The sequence below is a fragment of the Ferruginivarius sediminum genome (assembly GCF_003344765.1).
GTDB classification, from domain to species: domain Bacteria; phylum Pseudomonadota; class Alphaproteobacteria; order Kiloniellales; family Rhodovibrionaceae; genus Ferruginivarius; species Ferruginivarius sediminum.
Genome location: NZ_QPMH01000004.1, coordinates 167,621 through 186,679, shown reverse-complemented (window position 1 = coordinate 186,679; position 19,059 = coordinate 167,621). Strand labels below are relative to the sequence as shown.

24 protein-coding genes are annotated in these 19,059 nt (G+C 65.6%); 12 read left to right on the top strand and 12 right to left on the bottom strand.

The genetic code is table 11. The annotated features are described in order from the left end of the window. Nucleotides 1-237 precede the first annotated feature (237 nt). From DRB17_RS06375 to DRB17_RS06365, 3 genes are read right to left on the bottom strand one after another with little or no spacing between them, the layout of a single operon-like run. Nucleotides 238-1,599 (bottom strand): ATP-binding protein, encoded by a 1,362-nt coding sequence (locus tag DRB17_RS06375; RefSeq protein WP_114581355.1) that lies wholly within the window; start codon nt 1,597-1,599, stop codon nt 238-240. Further along, a complete protein-coding gene (locus DRB17_RS06370) occupies nt 1,596-2,255 on the bottom strand; it encodes a response regulator (protein ID WP_114581354.1) in 660 nt (219 codons plus the stop codon). The genes DRB17_RS06375 and DRB17_RS06370 overlap by 4 nt, the downstream gene beginning before the upstream one ends. Further along, nucleotides 2,255-2,623 carry a PepSY domain-containing protein gene (locus DRB17_RS06365; RefSeq protein WP_114581353.1) on the bottom strand — a complete coding sequence of 123 codons (369 nt, stop codon included), beginning with the start codon at nt 2,621-2,623 and terminating at the stop codon, nt 2,255-2,257. Before DRB17_RS06365 ends, DRB17_RS06370 begins: the two co-directional genes overlap by 1 nt. 134 nt (nt 2,624-2,757) lie before the next feature. Here DRB17_RS06365 and DRB17_RS06360 point away from each other — a divergent pair, with 134 nt between their 5' ends. Then, entirely contained in the window at nt 2,758-3,099 is a 342-nt protein-coding gene (locus DRB17_RS06360; protein ID WP_114581352.1) for a PepSY domain-containing protein, read from the top strand. Continuing rightward, entirely contained in the window at nt 3,099-3,644 is a 546-nt protein-coding gene (locus tag DRB17_RS06355) for a cytochrome b/b6 domain-containing protein (RefSeq protein WP_114581351.1), read from the top strand. Before DRB17_RS06360 ends, DRB17_RS06355 begins: the two co-directional genes overlap by 1 nt. An 86-nt stretch (nt 3,645-3,730) precedes the next feature. Here the strand turns inward: DRB17_RS06355 and mobA are convergent, their stop codons facing one another. Further along, on the bottom strand, nt 3,731-4,390 hold the full coding sequence (mobA, locus tag DRB17_RS06350) for a molybdenum cofactor guanylyltransferase MobA (protein WP_114581350.1): 660 nt from the start codon (nt 4,388-4,390) through the stop codon (nt 3,731-3,733). Beyond that, nucleotides 4,383-5,342: a formate dehydrogenase accessory sulfurtransferase FdhD gene (fdhD, locus tag DRB17_RS06345; RefSeq protein WP_114581349.1), complete on the bottom strand. Its 960-nt coding sequence runs from the start codon at nt 5,340-5,342 to the stop codon at nt 4,383-4,385. The genes mobA and fdhD overlap by 8 nt, the downstream gene beginning before the upstream one ends. Nucleotides 5,343-5,437: 95 nt before the next feature. Between fdhD and DRB17_RS06340 the strand changes: the two genes are divergently transcribed. Genes DRB17_RS06340 through DRB17_RS06330 form a run of 3 tightly spaced genes read left to right on the top strand, consistent with a single transcriptional unit; the run spans nt 5,438 to nt 8,215 of the window. After that, nucleotides 5,438-6,487: an ABC transporter substrate-binding protein gene (locus DRB17_RS06340; protein WP_241503757.1), complete on the top strand. Its 1,050-nt coding sequence runs from the start codon at nt 5,438-5,440 to the stop codon at nt 6,485-6,487. Between the two features lie 22 nt (nt 6,488-6,509). After that, complete coding sequence (locus DRB17_RS06335; protein ID WP_114581348.1) at nt 6,510-7,424, top strand: ABC transporter permease; 915 nt, start codon at nt 6,510-6,512, stop codon at nt 7,422-7,424. Beyond that, nucleotides 7,421-8,215: an ABC transporter ATP-binding protein gene (locus tag DRB17_RS06330; RefSeq protein WP_114581347.1), complete on the top strand. Its 795-nt coding sequence runs from the start codon at nt 7,421-7,423 to the stop codon at nt 8,213-8,215. The genes DRB17_RS06335 and DRB17_RS06330 overlap by 4 nt, the downstream gene beginning before the upstream one ends. Before the next feature lie 57 nt (nt 8,216-8,272). Here the strand turns inward: DRB17_RS06330 and DRB17_RS06325 are convergent, their stop codons facing one another. Together DRB17_RS06325 and DRB17_RS06320 are read right to left on the bottom strand one after the other, a co-directional pair. Then, the gene (locus DRB17_RS06325) at nt 8,273-8,938 is read right to left on the bottom strand and encodes a GNAT family N-acetyltransferase (RefSeq protein WP_241503756.1); all 666 of its coding nucleotides are present in this window, start codon (nt 8,936-8,938) and stop codon (nt 8,273-8,275) included. 226 nt (nt 8,939-9,164) lie between these two features. Continuing rightward, nucleotides 9,165-10,082, bottom strand: a complete 918-nt coding sequence (locus tag DRB17_RS06320; RefSeq protein WP_206607802.1) for a LysR substrate-binding domain-containing protein — start codon at nt 10,080-10,082, stop codon at nt 9,165-9,167. 127 nt (nt 10,083-10,209) lie between these two features. On the opposite strand from DRB17_RS06320, the gene wrbA reads away from it, so the two are divergent. Together wrbA and DRB17_RS06310 are read left to right on the top strand one after the other, a co-directional pair. Beyond that, nucleotides 10,210-10,815, top strand: a complete 606-nt coding sequence (gene wrbA, locus DRB17_RS06315) for an NAD(P)H:quinone oxidoreductase (protein WP_114581345.1) — start codon at nt 10,210-10,212, stop codon at nt 10,813-10,815. Between the two features lie 35 nt (nt 10,816-10,850). Then, the gene (locus DRB17_RS06310) at nt 10,851-11,549 is read left to right on the top strand and encodes a pirin family protein (RefSeq protein ID WP_114581344.1); all 699 of its coding nucleotides are present in this window, start codon (nt 10,851-10,853) and stop codon (nt 11,547-11,549) included. Nucleotides 11,550-11,683: 134 nt separating this feature from the next. On the opposite strand, the gene DRB17_RS06305 is transcribed toward DRB17_RS06310, so the two are convergent. Next, complete coding sequence (locus DRB17_RS06305) at nt 11,684-12,163, bottom strand: GcrA family cell cycle regulator (RefSeq protein WP_114581343.1); 480 nt, start codon at nt 12,161-12,163, stop codon at nt 11,684-11,686. Between the two features lie 202 nt (nt 12,164-12,365). Between DRB17_RS06305 and DRB17_RS06300 the strand changes: the two genes are divergently transcribed. The 3 genes from DRB17_RS06300 to DRB17_RS06290 all read left to right on the top strand — a co-directional run bounded on the left by DRB17_RS06300 (nt 12,366) and on the right by DRB17_RS06290 (nt 14,364). After that, complete coding sequence (locus tag DRB17_RS06300) at nt 12,366-13,103, top strand: SAM hydrolase/SAM-dependent halogenase family protein (protein WP_114581342.1); 738 nt, start codon at nt 12,366-12,368, stop codon at nt 13,101-13,103. Between the two features lie 16 nt (nt 13,104-13,119). Further along, nucleotides 13,120-13,680 (top strand): queuosine precursor transporter, encoded by a 561-nt coding sequence (locus DRB17_RS06295; protein ID WP_114581341.1) that lies wholly within the window; start codon nt 13,120-13,122, stop codon nt 13,678-13,680. A gap of 171 nt (nt 13,681-13,851) precedes the next feature. After that, nucleotides 13,852-14,364, top strand: coding sequence for a hypothetical protein (locus DRB17_RS06290; RefSeq protein WP_114581340.1), 513 nt, complete (start codon nt 13,852-13,854; stop codon nt 14,362-14,364). A gap of 44 nt (nt 14,365-14,408) precedes the next feature. On the opposite strand, the gene speE is transcribed toward DRB17_RS06290, so the two are convergent. Beyond that, nucleotides 14,409-15,263: a polyamine aminopropyltransferase gene (gene speE / locus DRB17_RS06285; RefSeq protein ID WP_114581339.1), complete on the bottom strand. Its 855-nt coding sequence runs from the start codon at nt 15,261-15,263 to the stop codon at nt 14,409-14,411. Nucleotides 15,264-15,411: 148 nt separating this feature from the next. Between speE and DRB17_RS06280 the strand changes: the two genes are divergently transcribed. Together DRB17_RS06280 and DRB17_RS06275 are read left to right on the top strand one after the other, a co-directional pair. Then, nucleotides 15,412-15,714, top strand: coding sequence for an ArsR/SmtB family transcription factor (locus DRB17_RS06280; protein ID WP_114581338.1), 303 nt, complete (start codon nt 15,412-15,414; stop codon nt 15,712-15,714). Nucleotides 15,715-15,875: 161 nt separating this feature from the next. Continuing rightward, nucleotides 15,876-16,808, top strand: coding sequence for an ADP-ribosylglycohydrolase family protein (locus tag DRB17_RS06275; RefSeq protein WP_114581337.1), 933 nt, complete (start codon nt 15,876-15,878; stop codon nt 16,806-16,808). Nucleotides 16,809-16,817: 9 nt separating this feature from the next. On the opposite strand, the gene DRB17_RS06270 is transcribed toward DRB17_RS06275, so the two are convergent. The 3 genes from DRB17_RS06270 to DRB17_RS06260 form a co-directional block, all read right to left on the bottom strand. After that, entirely contained in the window at nt 16,818-17,225 is a 408-nt protein-coding gene (locus tag DRB17_RS06270; RefSeq protein ID WP_114581336.1) for a hypothetical protein, read from the bottom strand. A 53-nt stretch (nt 17,226-17,278) separates the two neighbouring features. After that, on the bottom strand, nt 17,279-18,154 hold the full coding sequence (locus DRB17_RS06265) for a hypothetical protein (protein WP_114581335.1): 876 nt from the start codon (nt 18,152-18,154) through the stop codon (nt 17,279-17,281). Nucleotides 18,155-18,383: 229 nt separating this feature from the next. Next, on the bottom strand, nt 18,384-19,016 hold the full coding sequence (locus DRB17_RS06260) for a GNAT family N-acetyltransferase (protein ID WP_114581334.1): 633 nt from the start codon (nt 19,014-19,016) through the stop codon (nt 18,384-18,386). Between the last annotated feature and the right edge of the window lie 43 nt (nt 19,017-19,059).

Here is a 19,059-nt window from a genome sequence, read left to right as displayed (position 1 = left end):
CTGCTGGCGATCCCAGCACTGGAGGTGATCGAGATGCTTCACGACCTGGGCTATCTTCCCGTGGTGATGCACCTGCCTTGATCAAGAGGCCTTTCGCGCGCCTGGATCTTGCCGCCAAGCCGGTGAGATAGAGTCTCGGCAGCTCATCGGGCCGAAGTTTCCGCGACGCTGAGCGGCGAGTTCCAGCGCAAAAAGACATTATTAGGCTGCTGTCGCGTTCGGCTGGCCGGTTCAGGGTCAGCCCGCAGCCGGCAGGCTCAGCACGGCGCGCACGCCGCCGAGCGGCGAGTCCTCCAAATGCACGGTGCCGCCGTATAGCTCAGCCAGCTCCGCGACGACTGCAAGACCGAGACCGGAGCCGGCGACGCCTTCGTCCAACCGCCGTCCTCGGCTGAACACTTCCGCACGCCGGACCTCCGGTAAGCCAGGGCCGTCGTCGTCGATCCACACCGCCAAGTGACCGTCACTGGTTGCATCCGCGTGAACCCGGACTTCACCAGTCGCCCATTTGCAGGCGTTGTCCAGCAGATTGCCCGCCATTTCGTCGAAATCCTGGCGCTCGCCGCGAAATGCCGGGGCGTACTCCAGCTCGGAATCGATATTGATGCCGCGCGCCTCGTAGATCTTACGCATGGTGCGCACCAAACCTTCCAGGGCTTCCCGTACATCGGTGCGCACGCCTGGCACCCTGACGGACGCGGCTGCCCGGGCCCGCACGAGATGGTAATCGACCCGTCGCTGCATGAGCTGCACCTGCTCGCCGATCCGTCGGGCCAGTTCGTCCTTATCGCCGTCATGAAGCGCCACGGCCTCGTTCGACAGCACGGCAAGCGGGGTTTTGAGGCTGTGCGCGAGGTTGCCTGCCTGGGTACGGGCGCGAGCGACCACCTCCTCGTTCTGATCGAGCACCGCGTTCAGGTTATCCACAAGCGGCTGGATCTCGTCGGGATAGCGTCCCTCCAGCCGCCTCGCGCGGCCACTACGCACTCTGCCGAGCGCGTTCCGCAGACGGCGGAGGGGACGCAGGCCGCCAGCGACCTGCACCCCGGCCGCGCCGGCCAGACCCAGGCCGAGAACGCCGAGCGACAGCGCCAGCGTGCGCCGGAACCCGGCAAGAGCACCTTCAAGGACGGTGGCATTTTCGCCAACCGCAAGACGAAGTCGGCCCTGCCGGCGGGGTAGTGTCACCGACCGCTCGTAGACCCTCAGCGGCATGTTATCGGGTCCCGTCAGTCGATGTCGGTGTATTTCGCCGTCCAGCAGCGTGTCCCGCGGCAGCGCGAGAACGCGGTCCCAGAGCGAGCGGGAGCGCAACAGAATCTCCCCGCGAGCCGTTTCGACTTGCCAGTAGAGTCCGGAATAAGGCCTCTGGAATTGCGGCTCGCTGAGCCGTGCGGTCAGTTCGATGCCGCCTTTGTCGCCGACCGCGAGGTTGGCGGCAAGCTGGTTCAGTGTCACCTCGAACCGCCGGGCCTCTTGATCTTCCAGGTGGTTCTCAAAGAGCCGCGACAACGCCACGCCGGCAACGACAAGTGCAATAGTGACCCAGACCACGGCACCGGCAAGCAGCCGGAAGCTCAGGGAACGCGGGAAGATCACGGCGCCTCCAGTCGATAGCCAAGGCCGCGCTCCGTCTTGATAATCTCGCGGCCCAGCTTCTTCCGCAGCCGCCCAACAAATACCTCGATGGTGTTTGAATCCCGGTCCATGTCGTAGGCGTAAACATGCTCGCTCAATTCACTGCGCGAAACTGTCTCACCGACGTGGTGCATCAGGTAAGCGAGCACGCGATACTCATGCGCCGTCAGCGTGACCGGCGCACCGTCGACCGTGACCCGGTTTGCGCGCGTGTCCAGGACGAGAGGGCCGCAGCGCAACTCGGCGGCACCGTGTCCGCTCGCGCGCCGAATCAGCGCGCGGACGCGGGCCAGCAGCTCCTCCATCCGGAACGGTTTTGGCAGATAGTCATCGGCGCCGGCGTCGATCCCTTCGACCCGCTCGGTCCACGCGCCGCGCGCGGTGAGGATCAGGACCGGCACATCGTTTTCGGCCTCGCGCCAGCTTCGAAGCACACTGAGACCCCCGACACCGGGGAGGCCAAGATCCAGGACGACCGTGTCATACGTTTCTGTGGCGCCGAGGAATTCGGCCTCCTTGCCGTCGACCGTGGCGTCAACGGCATAGCCCGCCTGCTCGAATGCCCGGACAAGCTGCTGGCGGAGCTGGTCATCGTCCTCCACCACCAGGACCCGCATCAGTCGTCGCCCTCCTCCTCGCGCTCATGGCGTCCCGCGTGTTCGAGGTCGTGGCCCCGCGCCAACAGGAGTTCGCCCGTTCGGGCGTCGTAGTACAGCTCGGTTACGTCGCCGCCAGGCGCCAGCATCGTCACTTCGTAGATCAGTTGCCCATCGAATGGTGCGTCGTCCGCCCGTTCCAGTTCCACCTCCAGGATCTGGCCGCTGAAGTCGCGCTGCACTCTCGTCAGGATACTTCCAAGTGGAAGGATCTCACCGCGCTCCACTGCCCTGCGCGCGAAGTCGTGGTCATCGGCAACAAGCGGGGCCGCGCCAAGAAGCGCGACCGTCAATATGAAGGGAACGAGCGTCCGAGCAAGCCATGCCATGCAGCGATTTATAGCCTACGACGACCTGAACGTGAACTGAACATGCCGTTCAGAGCCGGTTCAGGTCGTCTATCGCAGGATCCAAGCCGTGCGATCGGACGATCCGACGCCCAGCACGGGAAAAGGAGTAAACCATGATGAATTTCGGCAAGGTCATCGCCTTTGCGCTGATAGCCGGCGCGGTCGCCGTGGGTGGAACAGCCTTGGCCCAGCAGACGGGGAAGGTGAACGTCACCGGCATACGATTGGCCGCGTCCGGTGAGAGTGACGGCAACGGGCCCGAAGCCGGCAAAGGCGAACGCTTCTCCGTGCCGCAAGTCGCCCAGCGGGTGAGCGAGCAGGGCTATACCGATATCACCGAGGTCGAACTCGAGGACGGTAACTATGAGATCAAGGCTCGCGACAAGGAAGGCCGCTGGGTGGAAATCTACGTCGACGGCAGGACCGGCAAGGTCATGCATTCGGAGGTCGACTGATGGCGACGGCGGACGTCGGTCCCCGCGCGGACACGGCGGCGGCCGGCTCGGTGAAGGTGTGGGACCCGCTCGTGCGGGTCCTTCATTGGAGCCTGGCCGGGTGCTTCGCCCTCGCCTACGTCACTGGCGAGGAGATCCTGAGCCTGCACCAGGTGGCTGGCTACGGGATCGTCGCCATCGTCGGCGCGCGCGCTCTCTGGGGCCTCGTCGGACCGCGCTATGCCCGTTTCGACGATTTCGTGCCGGGGCCGGGCCGTCTGATCGGCTACCTCCGCGACCTGCTGGCCGGGCGCCCCAGGCGCTATCTGGGACACAACCCAGCCGGCGGCGCCATGATCGTCGCGCTGCTGGCCGGCCTGCTGGGGACCGGCGCGAGCGGTATACTGACGCTGTATGGCGGCGATGCCTTTGAGGAGTTGCACGAGGTCGCAGCAAATATAACCCTCACGCTGGTGTTACTGCATATCGCCGGCGTGATCCTGTCGAGCCTGCTGCACCACGAGAACCTGGTCCGCGCCATGATCACGGGTTTCAAGCGTGTCTAAGTCGCAATCCTCCGCCAGCGGCGGCCTGACCACCCGCCGCTGGCGCTCGCCACAAGTTGTACGTTCCTTCGTCCATCCAAGAAGCATCACACCGCCAGATGGCCTGCCAATCTCTCGGCCTCTTCCAGGTCTTCGGGGCGGTTGGTGTTGAAGAAGGGATCGATGGTCCCCTGCCCGGTTTCCGCAGGCGGAAACGGCACCGTGGCCAGGCGGTATCGCGCGGTCCAGACGTCCACCTTGCGGATGTCCTCTTCCACCATCGCGTGGTGCAGGTCGTCGCGAAGGTCGACGGGCCAGAGGCCGAACACCGGATGGCTGCGCCCCTCGCTGGCGGCACAGGCCATGTCGGCCTCTTCCGTCTTTACCGCGTCCAGGAAGCGGGCGACGAGATCGGCCGGCAGGAACGGCGCATCACAGGCGAAGGTCGCGATCCAGCGGCACGCGGGCGCATTCTCCGCCGCCCAGGTCATGCCGGTCAGCACCCCCGCAAGCGGCCCGGCAAAGCCCTCCACCACATCGGGCGCCACCGGCAGGTCGAAACCGGCTTCGCGGAAGCGGGCCGGATCGCCGTTGGCGTTCAACACCAGGGCATCCACCTGGGGACGCGCGCGCTCGACGATATGCGCCAGCAAGGGCCTGCCGCCCAGCGGGCGAAGCGCCTTGTCGCCACCGCCCATGCGCCGCGACTGACCGCCGGCCAGCAGGACGCCACAGACCCGGTCGTCCGCGGAGGTCCGCTCAGTCATTGCCGCGGCTGCTCTTGCGCTGATGCTTGGGGTCCTCTTCGCCGGCCTCTGCGGGATCGACGTCGTGCACGATGCGCTGTTCGCCGGCCAGCACGATGAAGCGCCGGCCCTTGGCCCGGCCGATCAGCGTCAGGCCCGCCTGCCGTGCCAGATCGACACCCCAGGCCGTAAAGCCGGAGCGCGACGCCAGGATCGGAATGCCCATCTGCACCGTCTTGATCACCATCTCAGAGGTCAGACGCCCGGTGGTGTAGAAGATCTTGTCGGCGGGCGAGATGTCGTGCAGGTACATGTAGCCGGCGATCTTGTCGACTGCGTTATGGCGGCCGACGTCCTCCATGTAGAGCAGCGGCCTGTCCTCCTGGCACAGCACACAGCCGTGGATCGCGCCGGCCTCCAGGTACAGGCTGGGGGTGGCGTTGATCTTCCTCGTCAGCGCATAGAGCCAGGACGTCTTGATAACGGCGTCCTTCGGCAGATCGATCTCGTCGAACTTCTCCATCAGGTCGCCGAAGACGGTTCCTTGCGCACAGCCGCTTGTGCGCGTCTTCTTCTTCAGCTTCTCCTCGTAGTTCGTCTCGCGCGCGGTGCGCACGACGACGACTTCGAGTTCATCGTCGTAATCGACACCCTCGATCCGGTCGTCGGGCCGAAGCATGTTCTGGTTCAGGAGGAAACCGACGGCCAGATACTCCGGGTAGTCGTTCACGGTCATCGCGGTGACGATCTCCTGGCCGTTCAGGTAGATCGTCAGCGGCCGCTCCATCACCACCCGCGTTTCGATGGCGTTGCCGTCCTGGTCCTGGCCCTGCACCCGCTCGGTCAAGCGCGGGTCGGAAGGGTCGGGGCGAATCAGGAACTCCGCCAGGGTGCGCGCGTCCGCCGCCTTGGGCCGGGCGCGCTTGACGGTCCTGACCTCCGTGTCCGGCGGCGCTCCGGCATCGCTGGCCATGTGAACCTCCCTGGCAGTTGCCGCTAAAAAAGCGCATCTCTTCGGAATATGCTGGCATCGGCGGTTCCGCACAAGCCACCGGTGGCGCGGCGTGCTTGACCGGGGCAACGGCCCTGACGCAATCTCCGCCGCACTTCAACCTGCAGGGCCTTGGGATCATGCAGCTTCGACGTTTTGCCGGCACCATCGCCGTTACCGCTTTCGCCACCGCGGGCGCATTCCTATTCGATGGCACCGCCATTGCGGAAGAGCGGGAGGCGTCCGTTGCCGTGACGGCGATCGTGGAGCACCCCGCCCTCGACGCGGTGCGCGACGGCGTGCGCGACGAGTTGGCGGCGCAAGGCTACAAACAGGGCGAGAACCTGCGCTTCGTGTACGAGACGGCGCAGGGGAACCCGACAACGGCGGCACAGATCGCCCGCCGCTTCGCCGGCGAGGATCATGACGTGATCGTGCCGATCTCCACGCCCTCGGCGCAGACGGTCATCGCCGCGACCGAGAGCGTTCCCGTCATTTTCGGCGCCGTGACCGATCCCGTCAGCGCGCGCCTCGTGGCCTCGCTCAGTGAGCCCGGCGGCCGCGTGACCGGCGTCAGCGACCTCTCGCCCGTCGCCAAGCAGCTCGACCTGATCCGCGAGGTCTTGCCAGAGGCAAAGGCGGTGGGTGTGCTGTACAACCCGGGCGAGGCGAACTCGGTGAAGATCCTGGAACTCCTGCGCGAGCACGGTCCGCAGCGCGGTCTCCAAATCGTCGAGTCCGCCGCGCCGAAGTCGGCGGAAGTGCTGGCCGCCGCGCGCAACCTCGTCGGCAAGGTCGATGCCATCTATGTGCCCACCGACAACACCATCGTCTCGGCCATCGAGTCCGTCGTGAAGGTCGGCATGGATAACGACCTGCCGGTGTTCGCGGCCGATACCGCGTCGGTGCCTCGCGGGGCCGCCGTGGCGCTGGGCTTCGATTACTACGATCTGGGCCGGCAGGTCGGGACCATTGTCGTGCGTGTGCTGGAGGGTGCCAACGCCGGCGACATTCCGGTGCAGGGCGTGGCTACCACACAGCTTTCCCTGAATCCGAAGATGGCTGCCGAGATGGGCCTGGATTTCCCGCAGGCCGTTCTGGACCGCGCGGACGAGATCGTCGAGTGATGAGCGGGGGTCCCGCGCGGCGATGAGTACGGTCGCCTTCCTGGGCGCGATTGAAATCGGGCTGGTCTACGGGCTGGTCGCCATCGGCGTGTTCCTGTCGTTCCGCGTGCTGAACTTCCCCGACCTGACGGTGGACGGCAGCTTCCCGCTCGGCGCGGCCACGGCGGCGACGCTGATCGTGACGGGATACGACCCGCATCTTGCGACGGCCATCGCCCTCGTCGCTGGTGGCCTTGCGGGCTTGGTGACGGCGTTCCTGAACCTGCGCTTCGGCATCCTGCACCTGCTGGCCAGCATCCTCACCATGACGGCGCTCTACTCGATCAACCTGCGCATCATGGGTAAGCCCAATCTCGCGATCATCATGGAGCCCACGGTGCTGTCGCCGTTCGAAGGCGTGGCGCTCTCGGCCAGCATCCTGAAGCCGATCTATGGCGCCGCCGTAGTGGCGGCCGTCGTCATACTGATCGCGTGGTATCTGCTCACCGACAGCGGCCTTGCCATGCGCGCTGCGGGCGCCAATCCGCGCATGGCGCGCGCGCACGGAATCGCCACCGCCCGCATGACCTATGCCGGAATGGCGCTGTCGAATGCCCTGGTCGCGCTGGGCGGCGCGCTGTTCGCGCAGATGAACGGCTTCGCCGACATCACCATGGGCACCGGCACCATCGTCGTCGGCCTGGCGGCCGTGATCGCGGGCGAGGCCATCCTGCGGCCGAAGGGGGTCGTCATGGCCATTGTCGCCTGCATCGTCGGCTCGGTGATCTACCGCCTTGCCGTCGCGCTGGCGCTCAATGCCGAGGTGCTGGGGCTGGCACCCTCGGACCTGAACCTGCTGACGGCCGTACTGGTGACCGTGGCCCTGGTGCTTCCGGGCGCCCGCAACCCGGTGAAAAGCCTGCTGCAACGCACTGGCCGGCGGGGTGCGGCGCCATGATCAGCCTGAGCGGCATAGAGGTCGTCTTCGGTGCCGGCACGCCGTTGGAGAACCGGGCGATACGCGGTATCGACCTGGACATTCCGGAGGGCACATTCGTCTCGGTCATCGGATCGAACGGCGCCGGCAAGTCCACGCTCCTCAATACCCTCTCCGGCGAGGTGCGTCCCAGCGCCGGCCGCGTGCGCATCGACGAGCTGGACGTCACCGGCTGGCCGGCGGCCCGTCGCGCGGGGCTGGTGGCGCGCGTGTTCCAGGATCCGATGGCGGGAAGCTGCGCCGACCTGACAATCGAGGAGAATCTCGCGCTGGCCGCCAGCCGTGGTGAGCGGCGCGGGTTCGGCCTCGCCCTGGGCAGGCAGCGGCGCGAGACGTTCCGCGCGCAGTTGAGCCGCCTTGGCCTTGGCCTGGAAGACCGGCTCAGCGACCGCATGGGCCTGCTGTCCGGCGGGCAAAGGCAGGCGGTCAGTCTGTTGATGGCCACGCTGCAACCCGCAAAGATCCTGCTCCTCGACGAGCACACGGCGGCGCTGGACCCACGCATGTCGGACTTCGTCCTGCGCCTGACGCACGAGCTGGTGGAGCAGCAGGCGCTCACCACCCTGATGGTCACGCACTCCATGCGCCAGGCCCTGGATTTCGGCACCCGCACCGTGATGCTGCACGAAGGCCGCATCGCCCTGGACGTCGCCGGGGACGAGCGGCACCGCCTCGGCGTCGACGACCTCGTCGCCCGCTTCGCCCAGGTGCGCGGCGAGGAACTGGACAGCGACGCCCTGCTTCTGGGGTGAAGGCTTTACCGACAGCGGGCCCGGGATGCGGATAACCGCCCCTTTTGCCGATCCTACTCAGGCGGATTGCGCGGTGGCGCCGGGGCGAAGACGCCTCCCGGTCGGCCCCGTAAGCGCGTAGCGTTCATCGCGCTGGATCAGGCCGCGGGTGGTTTCGCTGGCACCAGGGACCAGATCCAGCACCTGAAAGCGACGGGGTTCGACCGGGCCGGGCAGGACGAGCCCGGCCGGGGTCGCCGGCATGAAGCCGAATGGACCATAGTACTCCGGCTCGCCAACCACGACGCACATCCGGTCGCCACGGCGTAGCGCGGTATCCAGGCCATGGCGCACCAGCGCGCGGCCGATACCGCACCCCCGCATCTTCGGGTCGACGGCAAGCGGCCCCAGCAGGATCGCCGGATCGTCCTCGATCAGGATCGGCCAGAAACGCAGGGAGGCCAGCATGCGGCCATCGTCGTCGGTAGCGACGAAACAAAGGTCCGGCAGCGGGGCGATTCCCTCGCGCAGCCGATAGACGGTCTTCTGCTGCCGGTCATCGCCAAAGCTGGCGTCAAGCAGGGGTTCGATGGAAACGGCATCCTCGGGCCGTTCCTGCAGAATATGGAAATGGATCATCCGGGGCAGTCCATGGTCGGCGCCGGCATTCCGGCGCTGGCTCGTCGGCGGCGCGGCGGTTCCGCACCCTGTGACGTCCCCCGTGCCGTCGCTGCCCCCGGGCATGATCAGGTCGCCTATGCGCCTGCCAAGGTGGCCGCCAACACACGACGGGGCCGCGCCGCACCCGCGAAGGTGTGCGCATCGCCTCTTCGTCGTCGCTGTCTCAAGCGGTTCACCGTCATTCCAGTAACCTCAATGTTCAGCCGCGATACACTAACCGTTCGATTGAGAGCGTACCACAACCATAACGCGAATCAACCTTATAGGTATCTCGCGCGGACCTCTGATCCTATTCCAGCCCTTCGTCCCAGTACGGCTCGGCGCCAAAGCGTTCGGCCAGGAAATCGACAAAAACCCTGACTTTCGGTGACAGGTTCCGGCTGGCCGGAAACACGGCATAGATAGCACCTCGCCGGGCCCGGCACCAGTCGGGAAGCACTTGCTCCAGCCTTCCCGCGCGCAGATCGTCGGCGATCAGGAATGTCGGCTGCATCACCACGCCGGCCCCGCCGCGTGCCGCAGCCAGCAAGGCATCGCCGTTATTGATCTCCAATCGGCCGGTAACGGGCACCCGGACCTCCCCGTCCGGGCCGTCGAAGCGCCACTCCCGACCCCAGGCAAGGTAGCTGTAAATCAGACACTGGTGGTTCGCCAGATCGTGCGGGTACTGCGGCCGGCCATGCTTTTCCAGATAGCTCGGCGCGGCGGCCGGCGCGCGACGCATCGGCGCCAGACGCTTGGCGATCAGGCTGGAGTCCGGCAGTTCACCGATACGAACCGCCATATCGAAGCCTTCCTCGACCAGATCGACGGTGCGGTCGTTCAATTGCAGATCGACCGAGAGTTCCGGATAGCGTAGCAGGAATTCGGGCAACGCCGGTGCCACGTGAAGCTGCCCGAACGACATCGGCGCGTTGATTCGCAGGGTCCCGCGCGGCGCCGAGGCCAGATGGCTCACCGCCGCCTGCGCTGCTTCCGCATCGGACACGAGCTGCCGGCAGCCCTCGTAGAAAGCGGCCCCCGCCTCGGTCAGCGACAGGCGGCGCGTGGTCCTGTTCAACAGCCGCACGCCCAGGCGATCCTCAAGCCGGCTGACCTGCTTCGACACCGCCGACTTCGACAGCCCCAGCGCCTGCGCCGCACGGGAAAAGCCGCCCTCTTCGACGACATGGGCGAAAATGGCCATTCCGGTCAGGTGTTCCAGCATTGAGGCACTCTCCGTCGTTTCTCTACGGAAACAATTATGTGCATTTATCCCATATTATCCGTACAGAAAAAACCGATTATCTTCGCGGCATGGGTACGAACACGGATAAGCAAGGAGCCGGACGACGATGGCCAACATCCTGATTCTCTACTATTCCAGCTACGGTCACATCGAGACGATGGCGAACGCCGTGGCCGAGGGCGCGCGCGGCGTCGCCGGCAGCGAGGTGACGATCAAGCGCGTGCCGGAGCTTGTCCCTGAAGAGGTGCAGCGGAAGTCGGGCTTCAAGACCGACCAGGCCGCCCCGGTACTGAACGACGTGAACGAACTGGCCGACTACGACGCAATCGTCGTCGGCACGCCGACGCGCTTCGGCAACATGGCCAGCCAGATGCGCAACATCTGGGACCAGACCGGCGGCCTGTGGGCCAGCGGCAAGCTGATCGGCAAGATCGGCAGCGCCTTCACCTCCACCGCCTCGCAGCACGGCGGGCAGGAAACCACGCTGACCTCGATCCACACGACGCTGCTGCACCACGGCATGGTGATTGCCGGCGTCCCCTATTCCTGCCCGGAATTGACGAACATGGAGGAGATCACTGGCGGCAGCCCCTATGGCGCTACCACACTGGCCGGAGCCGACGGCAGCCGCCAACCCAGCGACAACGAACTGACGATTGCCCGATTCCAGGGCCGTCACGTCGCCGAGTTGGCGGCAAAGTTGCACGGCTAAACGCAAAAGGCGCGGACAACGCGGGAGACACGGCAATGATCGAGCTTCGTCCCTTCGCCGAACTGGGCCGCTTCGACACCGACTGGCTGGAAGCGCATCATCACTTCAGTTTCGGCCACTACGTTGATCCAGAGCGCATGGGCCTGGGGACGCTGCGGGTCTGGAACGACGACACGATCCAGCCCGGCACCGGCTTCGATCGGCACGGTCACCGGGACATGGAAATCATCACCTATGTCCGCGAGGGCGCGATCACCCACGAGGACCACCTGGGCAACCAGGGGCGGACCGAAGCCGGGGACGTGCAGGTTATGAGCGCGGGCAAGGGCATCATCCACGCCGAGTACAACCGCGAGCAAAGCGTCACCCGGATCTTCCAGATCTGGATCGAGCCGGCTGAGCGGCGCCTGCGGCCACGCTGGGAGCAGCGCCGCTTTCCCCAGTATGACCGGGCCGGCGAGCTCGTCCCCCTGGCCTCGGGCAGGCCGGGCGACGACGAGGCTCTCCCGATCCACCAGGATGCGGCCATCCTCGGCGCCACGCTGATGTCCGGCCAGCGCATCACCCATCGCCTGGGCCGGGATCGCAAGGGCTATCTGGTGCCGGCAACCGGGCGCATCCTCGTCAACGGCAAGCCGGTCGACGCGCGCGACGGCGTGGCCGTGTGGGATGAAGATGCCTTGGAGGTCACGGCGGAAGCCGATAGTGAGATCCTTTTGGCGGACGTTCCCTGAGATCGGAAGCGGCGCTGACGCCTGCTGTCACCGGGAATGTGGCCACGCGGTCCCTGAAAAGATCAACCCCTCTGCCCGCGCATGGGCAGAGGGGTTTCATCATGTCCATCGGCTTGTCAGCCGCCCGGAAAGATCTAGGCCGCCTGTTCGTCCCGTTCGCGGGAGCGGGTGATGTACGCGCGCGCCGCGTGCTCGGCACAATACGGCTTGCCCGGGACGGAATCGGCGCCGCAGAAGTGGAAATCCGCATCACCAGGATCGCCGATCGGCCACAGGCAGCCGGAGCCGCGCCCGACCGGCTGCTTGGGTTCGACCGGCGCGGCGCGGCGCTTGCCGTTGGATGCGACGGCACGCACCTTGGCCCGCTGGGGCTGAGAGGGCTTCGCCTCGGCAGCGGGCTGCGGCTTCGCCGCCTTCGGGCTCGACGGCGCCGGCTGCGTCTTGGCCTCGCTATTCTGCTTGATCGGCGAAGGCCGGGAAGGCAATTTGAGGCGGTGCGCCTTGCCTACCACGGCATTCTTCGAGATCCCCAGCCTCTTGCCGATATCCGAGGCGCTATGACCCGCTTGCCATAGGCGGGTAAGCTCTCCAATCCGTTCTTCGGTCCAACTCATGCCTTGCGCAGCCCTCTTACGTTTTGCAACGCGCCACCCGTATTTAGACGCTAGATATAGGGTACCACCAAGTGCGACATACGATATAGGGGATGCATTCGCGTGTCGAGTCGAGAATCGGCCTGGATGGCGAATTCTCGCCGCCAAAACCGTTGCCATCGCCGCACCGGACGAAGCGCGCCTTCTATCGGAGGATTATGACATGATCCTGACCGTCACCGATTTTGGCCTGGAAGGGCCTTACCTCACTCAGATGAAAGCGGTTCTAGCGCGCGAAGCGCCTGGCGTCACGGTCTACGATCTATTCGCCGAGGCCCCGGCGTTCAATGCCCGGGCCACGGCCTATCTGCTTGCGGCCTATGCAAGGGAGTTCCCGCCTGGAACCGTGTTTCTCTGCGTCGTCGATCCGGGCGTGGGCGGCGCACGCGAGGCCGTGGCCATCCAGGCTGGTGGGCAGTGGTTCGTCGGCCCGGACAACGGGCTGATGGCGATTGCGGCGCGGCAGGCTGGCGGTGGCGAGGCCTGGCGGATCGACTGGCGGCCATCCGGCCTTTCGGCCTCGTTCCATGGCCGGGATCTCTTCGCGCCGGTCGCCGGCCGACTGGCGCGCGGCGACACGCCGCCCGGCGAAGCAGTCGATCCGGCCAAGCTCGTTGGAAGCGACTGGCCGGACGATCTAGCCGAGGTGGTCTATATCGATCACTACGGAAATGCCATGACCGGGCTGCGGACGTCGTCGCTGTCCGCCGAAGCCGCCACGGTCGAGGTGGTGGGGCGGCGGCTCGGGCGCGCACGGACGTTCTCCGATGTTCCCGTCGGGACAGCGTTCTGGTACGAAAACGCCAATGGCCTGCTGGAGATCTCGGTCAATCAGGGCCGGGCCGAACAGGCACTGGGCCTGGGTCCCGGCACGCCCGTGACCATTCACCAATCGACTTGAGAGCGCGGGACAGACAATGCCGATCCGAAGCGCCATGACACGCATTCCGCACGGGTTGGCGATCTCGTTCGCGGCGATGGTAGCCGTCATCACCGTTTCCAACATCGCCGTGCGCTTTCCGATCAACGACTGGTTGACGTACGGCGCCCTCACCTATCCGATCGCCTTCCTTGTCAGCGACCTGACGAACAGGGCCGTCGGTCCTGCGCGCACCCGCCGTGTCATCTATGCCGGCTTCGCGGTCGCCGTCATCCTCTCCGCCCTGCTATCGACGCCCCGCATCGCCGCCGCCTCGGGAACGGCCTTCCTGCTGGCGCAACTTGCGGACATCGCCATCTTCGACCGGTTGCGCCGTCGGGCATGGTGGGTGGCGCCGCTGGCCTCCTCGCTTCTCGCCTCGGCCTTCGACACCGCCCTGTTCTTCACGCTGGCGTTCGCCGGGACCGGCCTGCCCTGGGTGACCTGGGGCATTGGGGATTACGGGGTGAAGGCAGGGATGGCCCTTGTCATGCTGATCCCCTTCCGCGTGCTGATGCGGGCGGTGGGGGCTGGCCGTGGATTACCTGCCCGCAATTAAACACCCAGCGGGTCAACGACAGCCTTGAGCGAACTGTTGATCCCGTCGCAAAATCAAGAGAGTTCGTCGCGGTCCGGAGAGTGACCGGCGCACCAACGCGCTTGTGTCCGAACTAATGGTTCACTCGTATGCCGGAGCCGGGATTTGCTCCGAACTGGGGAGGATGCTTAGATGCGCCTGGTAATCGAGAAATCGGACTTTCAGCGTCTTTCCACGACGACACAGGACGAGCTGCTGCGCACTCTTTCCGGCCGGGCCGGCACGGCCGGCGCCGCTGCGAACGGGGCCGGCGCCGCGGTCGCTGGCGCCGCAAAGAAACCCCGCTTCCGCTGGCGCAAGCCGGTCGACCTTACGCCGGATCTCACGGCGCGGCTGATGCACGGCCTTTCCGACAGCCATAAGGAGCGGCTGAAGCTGTTCGCGGAAAACGGCGGGCGTGTCAGCATGAAAGAGTTGCTGGAGTTGACGGGCGATAGCGATGTGCGCGCCCTGTCCCATTTCGAGGGCGCGCTGACGCGCCGCCTTCGGCGCCTCGTAAACGACACCGAAAAAGCCGCCTACCTGATCGGCTGGGACTACGATTCCACAAAGTGGAGCGAGGACCGCACGCAGATCGTTGACGGCATTTACTACGTTTCGGATGCTACGGTTCGCTGCCTGCGGGAGTACTTCGAACTGGATTGAGAGGACAGCGCCCGGCCAACACGGTCGGGTGTCCGCGCTTGCGGCTAGTTGGCCAGCAGCCGTCCGATCCAGGTCGGCAGGGCAAAGGCCGCGCCGTGGATGCGGGGATTGTAATAATCCGCGCGCACCCCGCTTTTCGCAAAGCGCGCCGCAATGGCATTCGTATCGGCGGAGCCAAGTTCCAGCCCATTCGAGCCCCATGTCAGCGCCATGAATCCGCCGGAATACGTGGGCACCACCGTCAGATAGGCGCCGGCATTCGCGAACGCGGCTGCGATCCGCTCATAGCTGTCGCGCAACTCCTCGGCCTGCAGGAACGGGCAGCCTGTCTGGCAGACCAGCACACCCCTCTCGGCCAGCGCGCGCTGGACAAGCTGGTAAAAATCCTGGGCAAACAGGCTTTGCGCCGGCCCGACCGGGTCCGGCCTGTCGGCGATTACAAGGTCATAGCTGCCGGGTTCCGCGCGCTTCAGGAACTCGAACGCATCCTCGGCATGGAAATCCAGTCGTGGATCGTCGAAGGCGCCGTTGTTCACGTGCGCGAAATGGACCCTGCAATGCTCCACCACGCGGGCGTCGATATCGACCAGGTCGATGTGCTCGATGCCCTTGTGCTTCAATATCTCTTCCGCAACGGCGCCGTCTCCGCCCCCGACAATCAAGGCACGCGACATACTATCGTGTTCAAGAATCGGCAGATGCGTCAGCATCTCCGAATAAGCGGATTCGTCCTTGTCGGTGATCTGCACGATGCCGTCCAGCGCCATGACACGACCATTGGCAACAGTATCGAAAATCTGGATATGCTGGAATTCGGACCGTTCATCCACGAGCGGCTCTCCGGACAGGTGCATTACCTGTTCGAATCCCTCGTGGAGGGTCTCGCGAAAAGTTGCCATGACACACTCCCGGCTGCTGGGGCCGCGTTATTTAGCGGCGCCCTCATTGCCGGTCAAGTACGCCACGCGGCGGCGCGGTCGTGTGGTACAATTTCATATTTCTAGAATTAACTTGCGCGATAAGTCGGCACGCGCCATATTGCCATTTATGAACGTCGATGATCTTTCAACATGCCTTGAAAAGCTGGGCAATCCCACGCGCCTGCGCATCTACCGCCTGCTTGTGCGCGCGGGCCCCGATGGGCTTCCAGTCGGTCGCATTCAGCAGCACCTCGGCATCCCGGCATCGACGCTGTCGCACCACATCTTCCACCTCGTCACCGCCGGGCTGATCCGCCAGGATCGCGAAGGCCGCGTACTGCGCTGCCGCGCCAACTTCGAGCGGATGGACGAGGTCGTGCGCAGCCTGACCGAGGAATGCTGCGCGGACGTGACCGACCAGACGGGCTGATCCCGACCCGCACGGCCTTACGCTTCCAACCATAGAATCCGCCGACGTCACAGTTGGAATATGCCATACTGAAAGCTACAGGGCTTGCCCGAACGGCACGCTCCGCCTGGAACCGATGCGCTGTCTACAGCGTTCGTTCGTGGGAGCAAAGGCCAAATGGGATGCCGCGGGACAGATTGAGTTCCAGCGCCGCAGGCGCGCTGCTCGGCTGTGCGCTGGGCGATGCGATCGGCGAACTCGCCTTCAGCCATGCCGCGGAGGAAGAACTGGCAAACGCCATCTCCGCGCAGCCCAAGCTCATCTACACCGACGACACGGCGATGACCATCGCGCTCGCTGAATCGCTGATCGAGGAGGGCGGTATCGATCAGCAACGTCTGGGCCAGCGCCTCGCGGACCATTTCGCCGAGGAACCCTGGCGCGGTTACGGGCCCGGCCCACCGAAGATCTTTCGCAAGGCACGCAATTCCAATCTGACCTTCACGCAGGTCGCTCGCGATCTCTATAACGGCGAAGGTTCGCTCGGCAACGGCGCCGCGATGCGGGTAGGGCCGGTCGGCGTCGCCTACCGCGATAGGCCGGAACTGTGGGACGCGGCCCATGCCAGCGCCGAGGTCACCCATGCCCACCCGATTGGCCGTGACGGTGCCGCCGTCCAGGCGTTAGCCGTTGGTGTCGCCACCGCGCACGCCCTGCACGGCAGGCGGCTGGACCCGCTGGTAACCGCGGAAAGCCTGGCGAGTGCGGCCGAAACCAACCTCATCCGCGAAAAGATGGAGGCAGTCGCGCGCCTGCTTGCCGAGGGCGCACCGCCGCCCAAGGTCGCCGATACGGTCGGCCGCAGCATCGCGGTGCACGAGTCCATGCCGTTCGCAATCTATGCATTCTTGAAGACGCCGCAGAGCTTCCAGGAAAGCCTTCATTGCGCCATCCTCAACGGTGGCGACGTCGATACGCTGGGCGCCATGACCGGCGCCATATCGGGCGCTTATCTCGGAATTGACGCGCTGCCTATCGGCTGCCGGATCAAGGTGGAGAACGGCGCATACCTGGAAACGCTGGGAAAACGCCTCGCCGAAGCATTTCCAGCATAACGCCCGGCTTCAGCGGGCCCTGAAAGCAACCACCCGCCGCGCCTCCCGCTCGGCTACGACGAGCGGCAGGCCGCCCGCATAGCCGCGCTTGGCCGTGCAGATGAGATAGCAATGCTTGCCGGGCTGGCGCAGGATACAGGCCACCGTTTCGCCCGCACGCGGGTCGGGCTCACCGACATTGCTGCGATAGTGCGTGCCATCGTGCTCGTACTCCAGTGCGGCGTAGGCTTGCGGCTCGATCTCGCCCTTGAGCGCGGAGGCGAGCCGCTGGCGCACCTCGTCCATCCGCCGTGCCGCCGCTTCCGGCGATTCGACGCCGGGCAGGAAGAACGGCGGTCCGGTCTCCACGGCAGGTGACGCCTCGGTCTCGGACTTCGTGCCATCCCTGTCGCGGCGCTTGCGGAAGAAGCTGAACATGGCCTCAAGTTGCCACGAACACGCCAGGGCGGAAAGTCCACGCGCGTAACGCGTCAGCCTTCCTGATCCAGCATCCGCTCGGCGCGGACGCTATCGCCCTCGTCCATGCGCTCGCGCACGGCCTCGGCAAGCTCTTCCGCCGCCGAAACGCCGTGCCGGGCGGCAAGCGACAGCCAGGCCAGCGCCAGCGCATCGTCACGATCAATACCGCGCCCCTCGAAGAACAGCGCGCCGACATGGAACTGGGCACGGGGATAACCTGCCTGCGCCAGGGGCAACCACCGCCGGAAGGCGCCGCGATAATCGGTGCACTCGTAGGCCAGCACGCCTTCGGCCAGGGTCTTCGTCTGCTCGGAAACCGGATCCGTCTCGGTGAAGGCGGACGCTTGCGGGGACAATGCAGGTAAGTCCTCCGTTGCCGGCAGCGCCTCGGCCAGCGCGCGGCAGGCGCTTTCGCTCACGCTGCGCTGGGCGACGCGCGTTGCCTCCACCTGTTCGGCGGAGGCCTTGGCGCGCGCCTCGGCCGCATCGAGTTTCGCTTCCAGTTCGCGAACCTCGCCGGCAAGCTCGGCTCGCTCGCGTTCCGCGGTTTCCGCCCGGCCAACCGCCTGCTTCAGGCGCTCCCGCAAGGCCTGCAGCTCCGGCCGCGCCACCTCCCCGTCCTGGCCATTCTCGGATTCGGCTTCGAGCGCGGCCAAGTCGGCCTTCAGAGCGGCCGCGCGCTTGCGCGCGGCATCACGCTCCTTCAAATGCAGGTCGCGGGCGTCGCGCAATCGCTCAAGCTCGCCCGCGAGGCCGTCGTCCGATTCCGTGAAGACGATCCTGGCTTCGGGTCGTGCGCCACCGCCTCCGATCACGAAGCCCGTGGCAAAAGCCGCGGCCACGAAGAGCAGCGCCGTCAGGGTCCAGGGCAGCCAGCCACGCAGCATAACTTCGATCCAACCCTATCCATCAGCACAAAAACCCCCGACCGATCGTGGTCCCTGCCCCACCATCGCCATTGTAGGGAGCTATTGGCCGCCTGGCGACCACCCAGTGGTTAAAAAGCACCACGCCAAACCGCCGTTTTGGCGAATACGCACACGCCCCGCCGGCGCGACGTTACGGCGTCTTCGCGAACAGTTTCTTTTTCGGAGAGATTGGTGGGCCAGGAAGGACTCAAACCTTCAACCTGCCGATTAAGGGTCGGGAGGAGCGCTCTATGATCGGAACGTGCGGCGCCGCATCTTTCGGGAAGGTGCCGACGAGCCTGGGATCGTCAACCACCTCCACCTGGCGGCGGAAAGGGAGGAAACCCGACCTGATGTAGAAGCCGAGAGCGCCGGGATGGTCCATCGTACATGTGTGCAGCCAAAGCTGACTGATCGGCCGCGACCATGCCCGCTCGATCGCGTGGTTCATCAGCCAGCGCCCCGCGCCCCGTCCAAGCATCTGCGGCGTGACGCCGAAGAAGCTCAATTCGCAACAGTCCCCATCGCGAAAATCCAACTCCAGCAAGCCCTCGTCCGCGCCATCACAGTCCAGCGCATAAACCTCAACGCGGGGATCCTTGATCGTTTCCGCCAGCTCGGCATCGGAAAGGTCCAGCCGCGAGAACCAAAGCCACGCTTCGCCGATCCGCCGATAGAGATCGCGGTACCAGTCGATGTCCGGCTCGGCGACGTAACGCAGGCTCCACGACGGTTCCGAAATGGCGGGCCTGAGTTCCGCGCGCTCGCGCATCTCCAGCGATGTCACCACCGCTGCGATCTTGCCGGCGGGAATGTCCGTCAAGCTGTCGCACAACGCCATCGAAGCTCCCTTTCCAGCGCCTGTTGAACACTGCCCGAGGTAT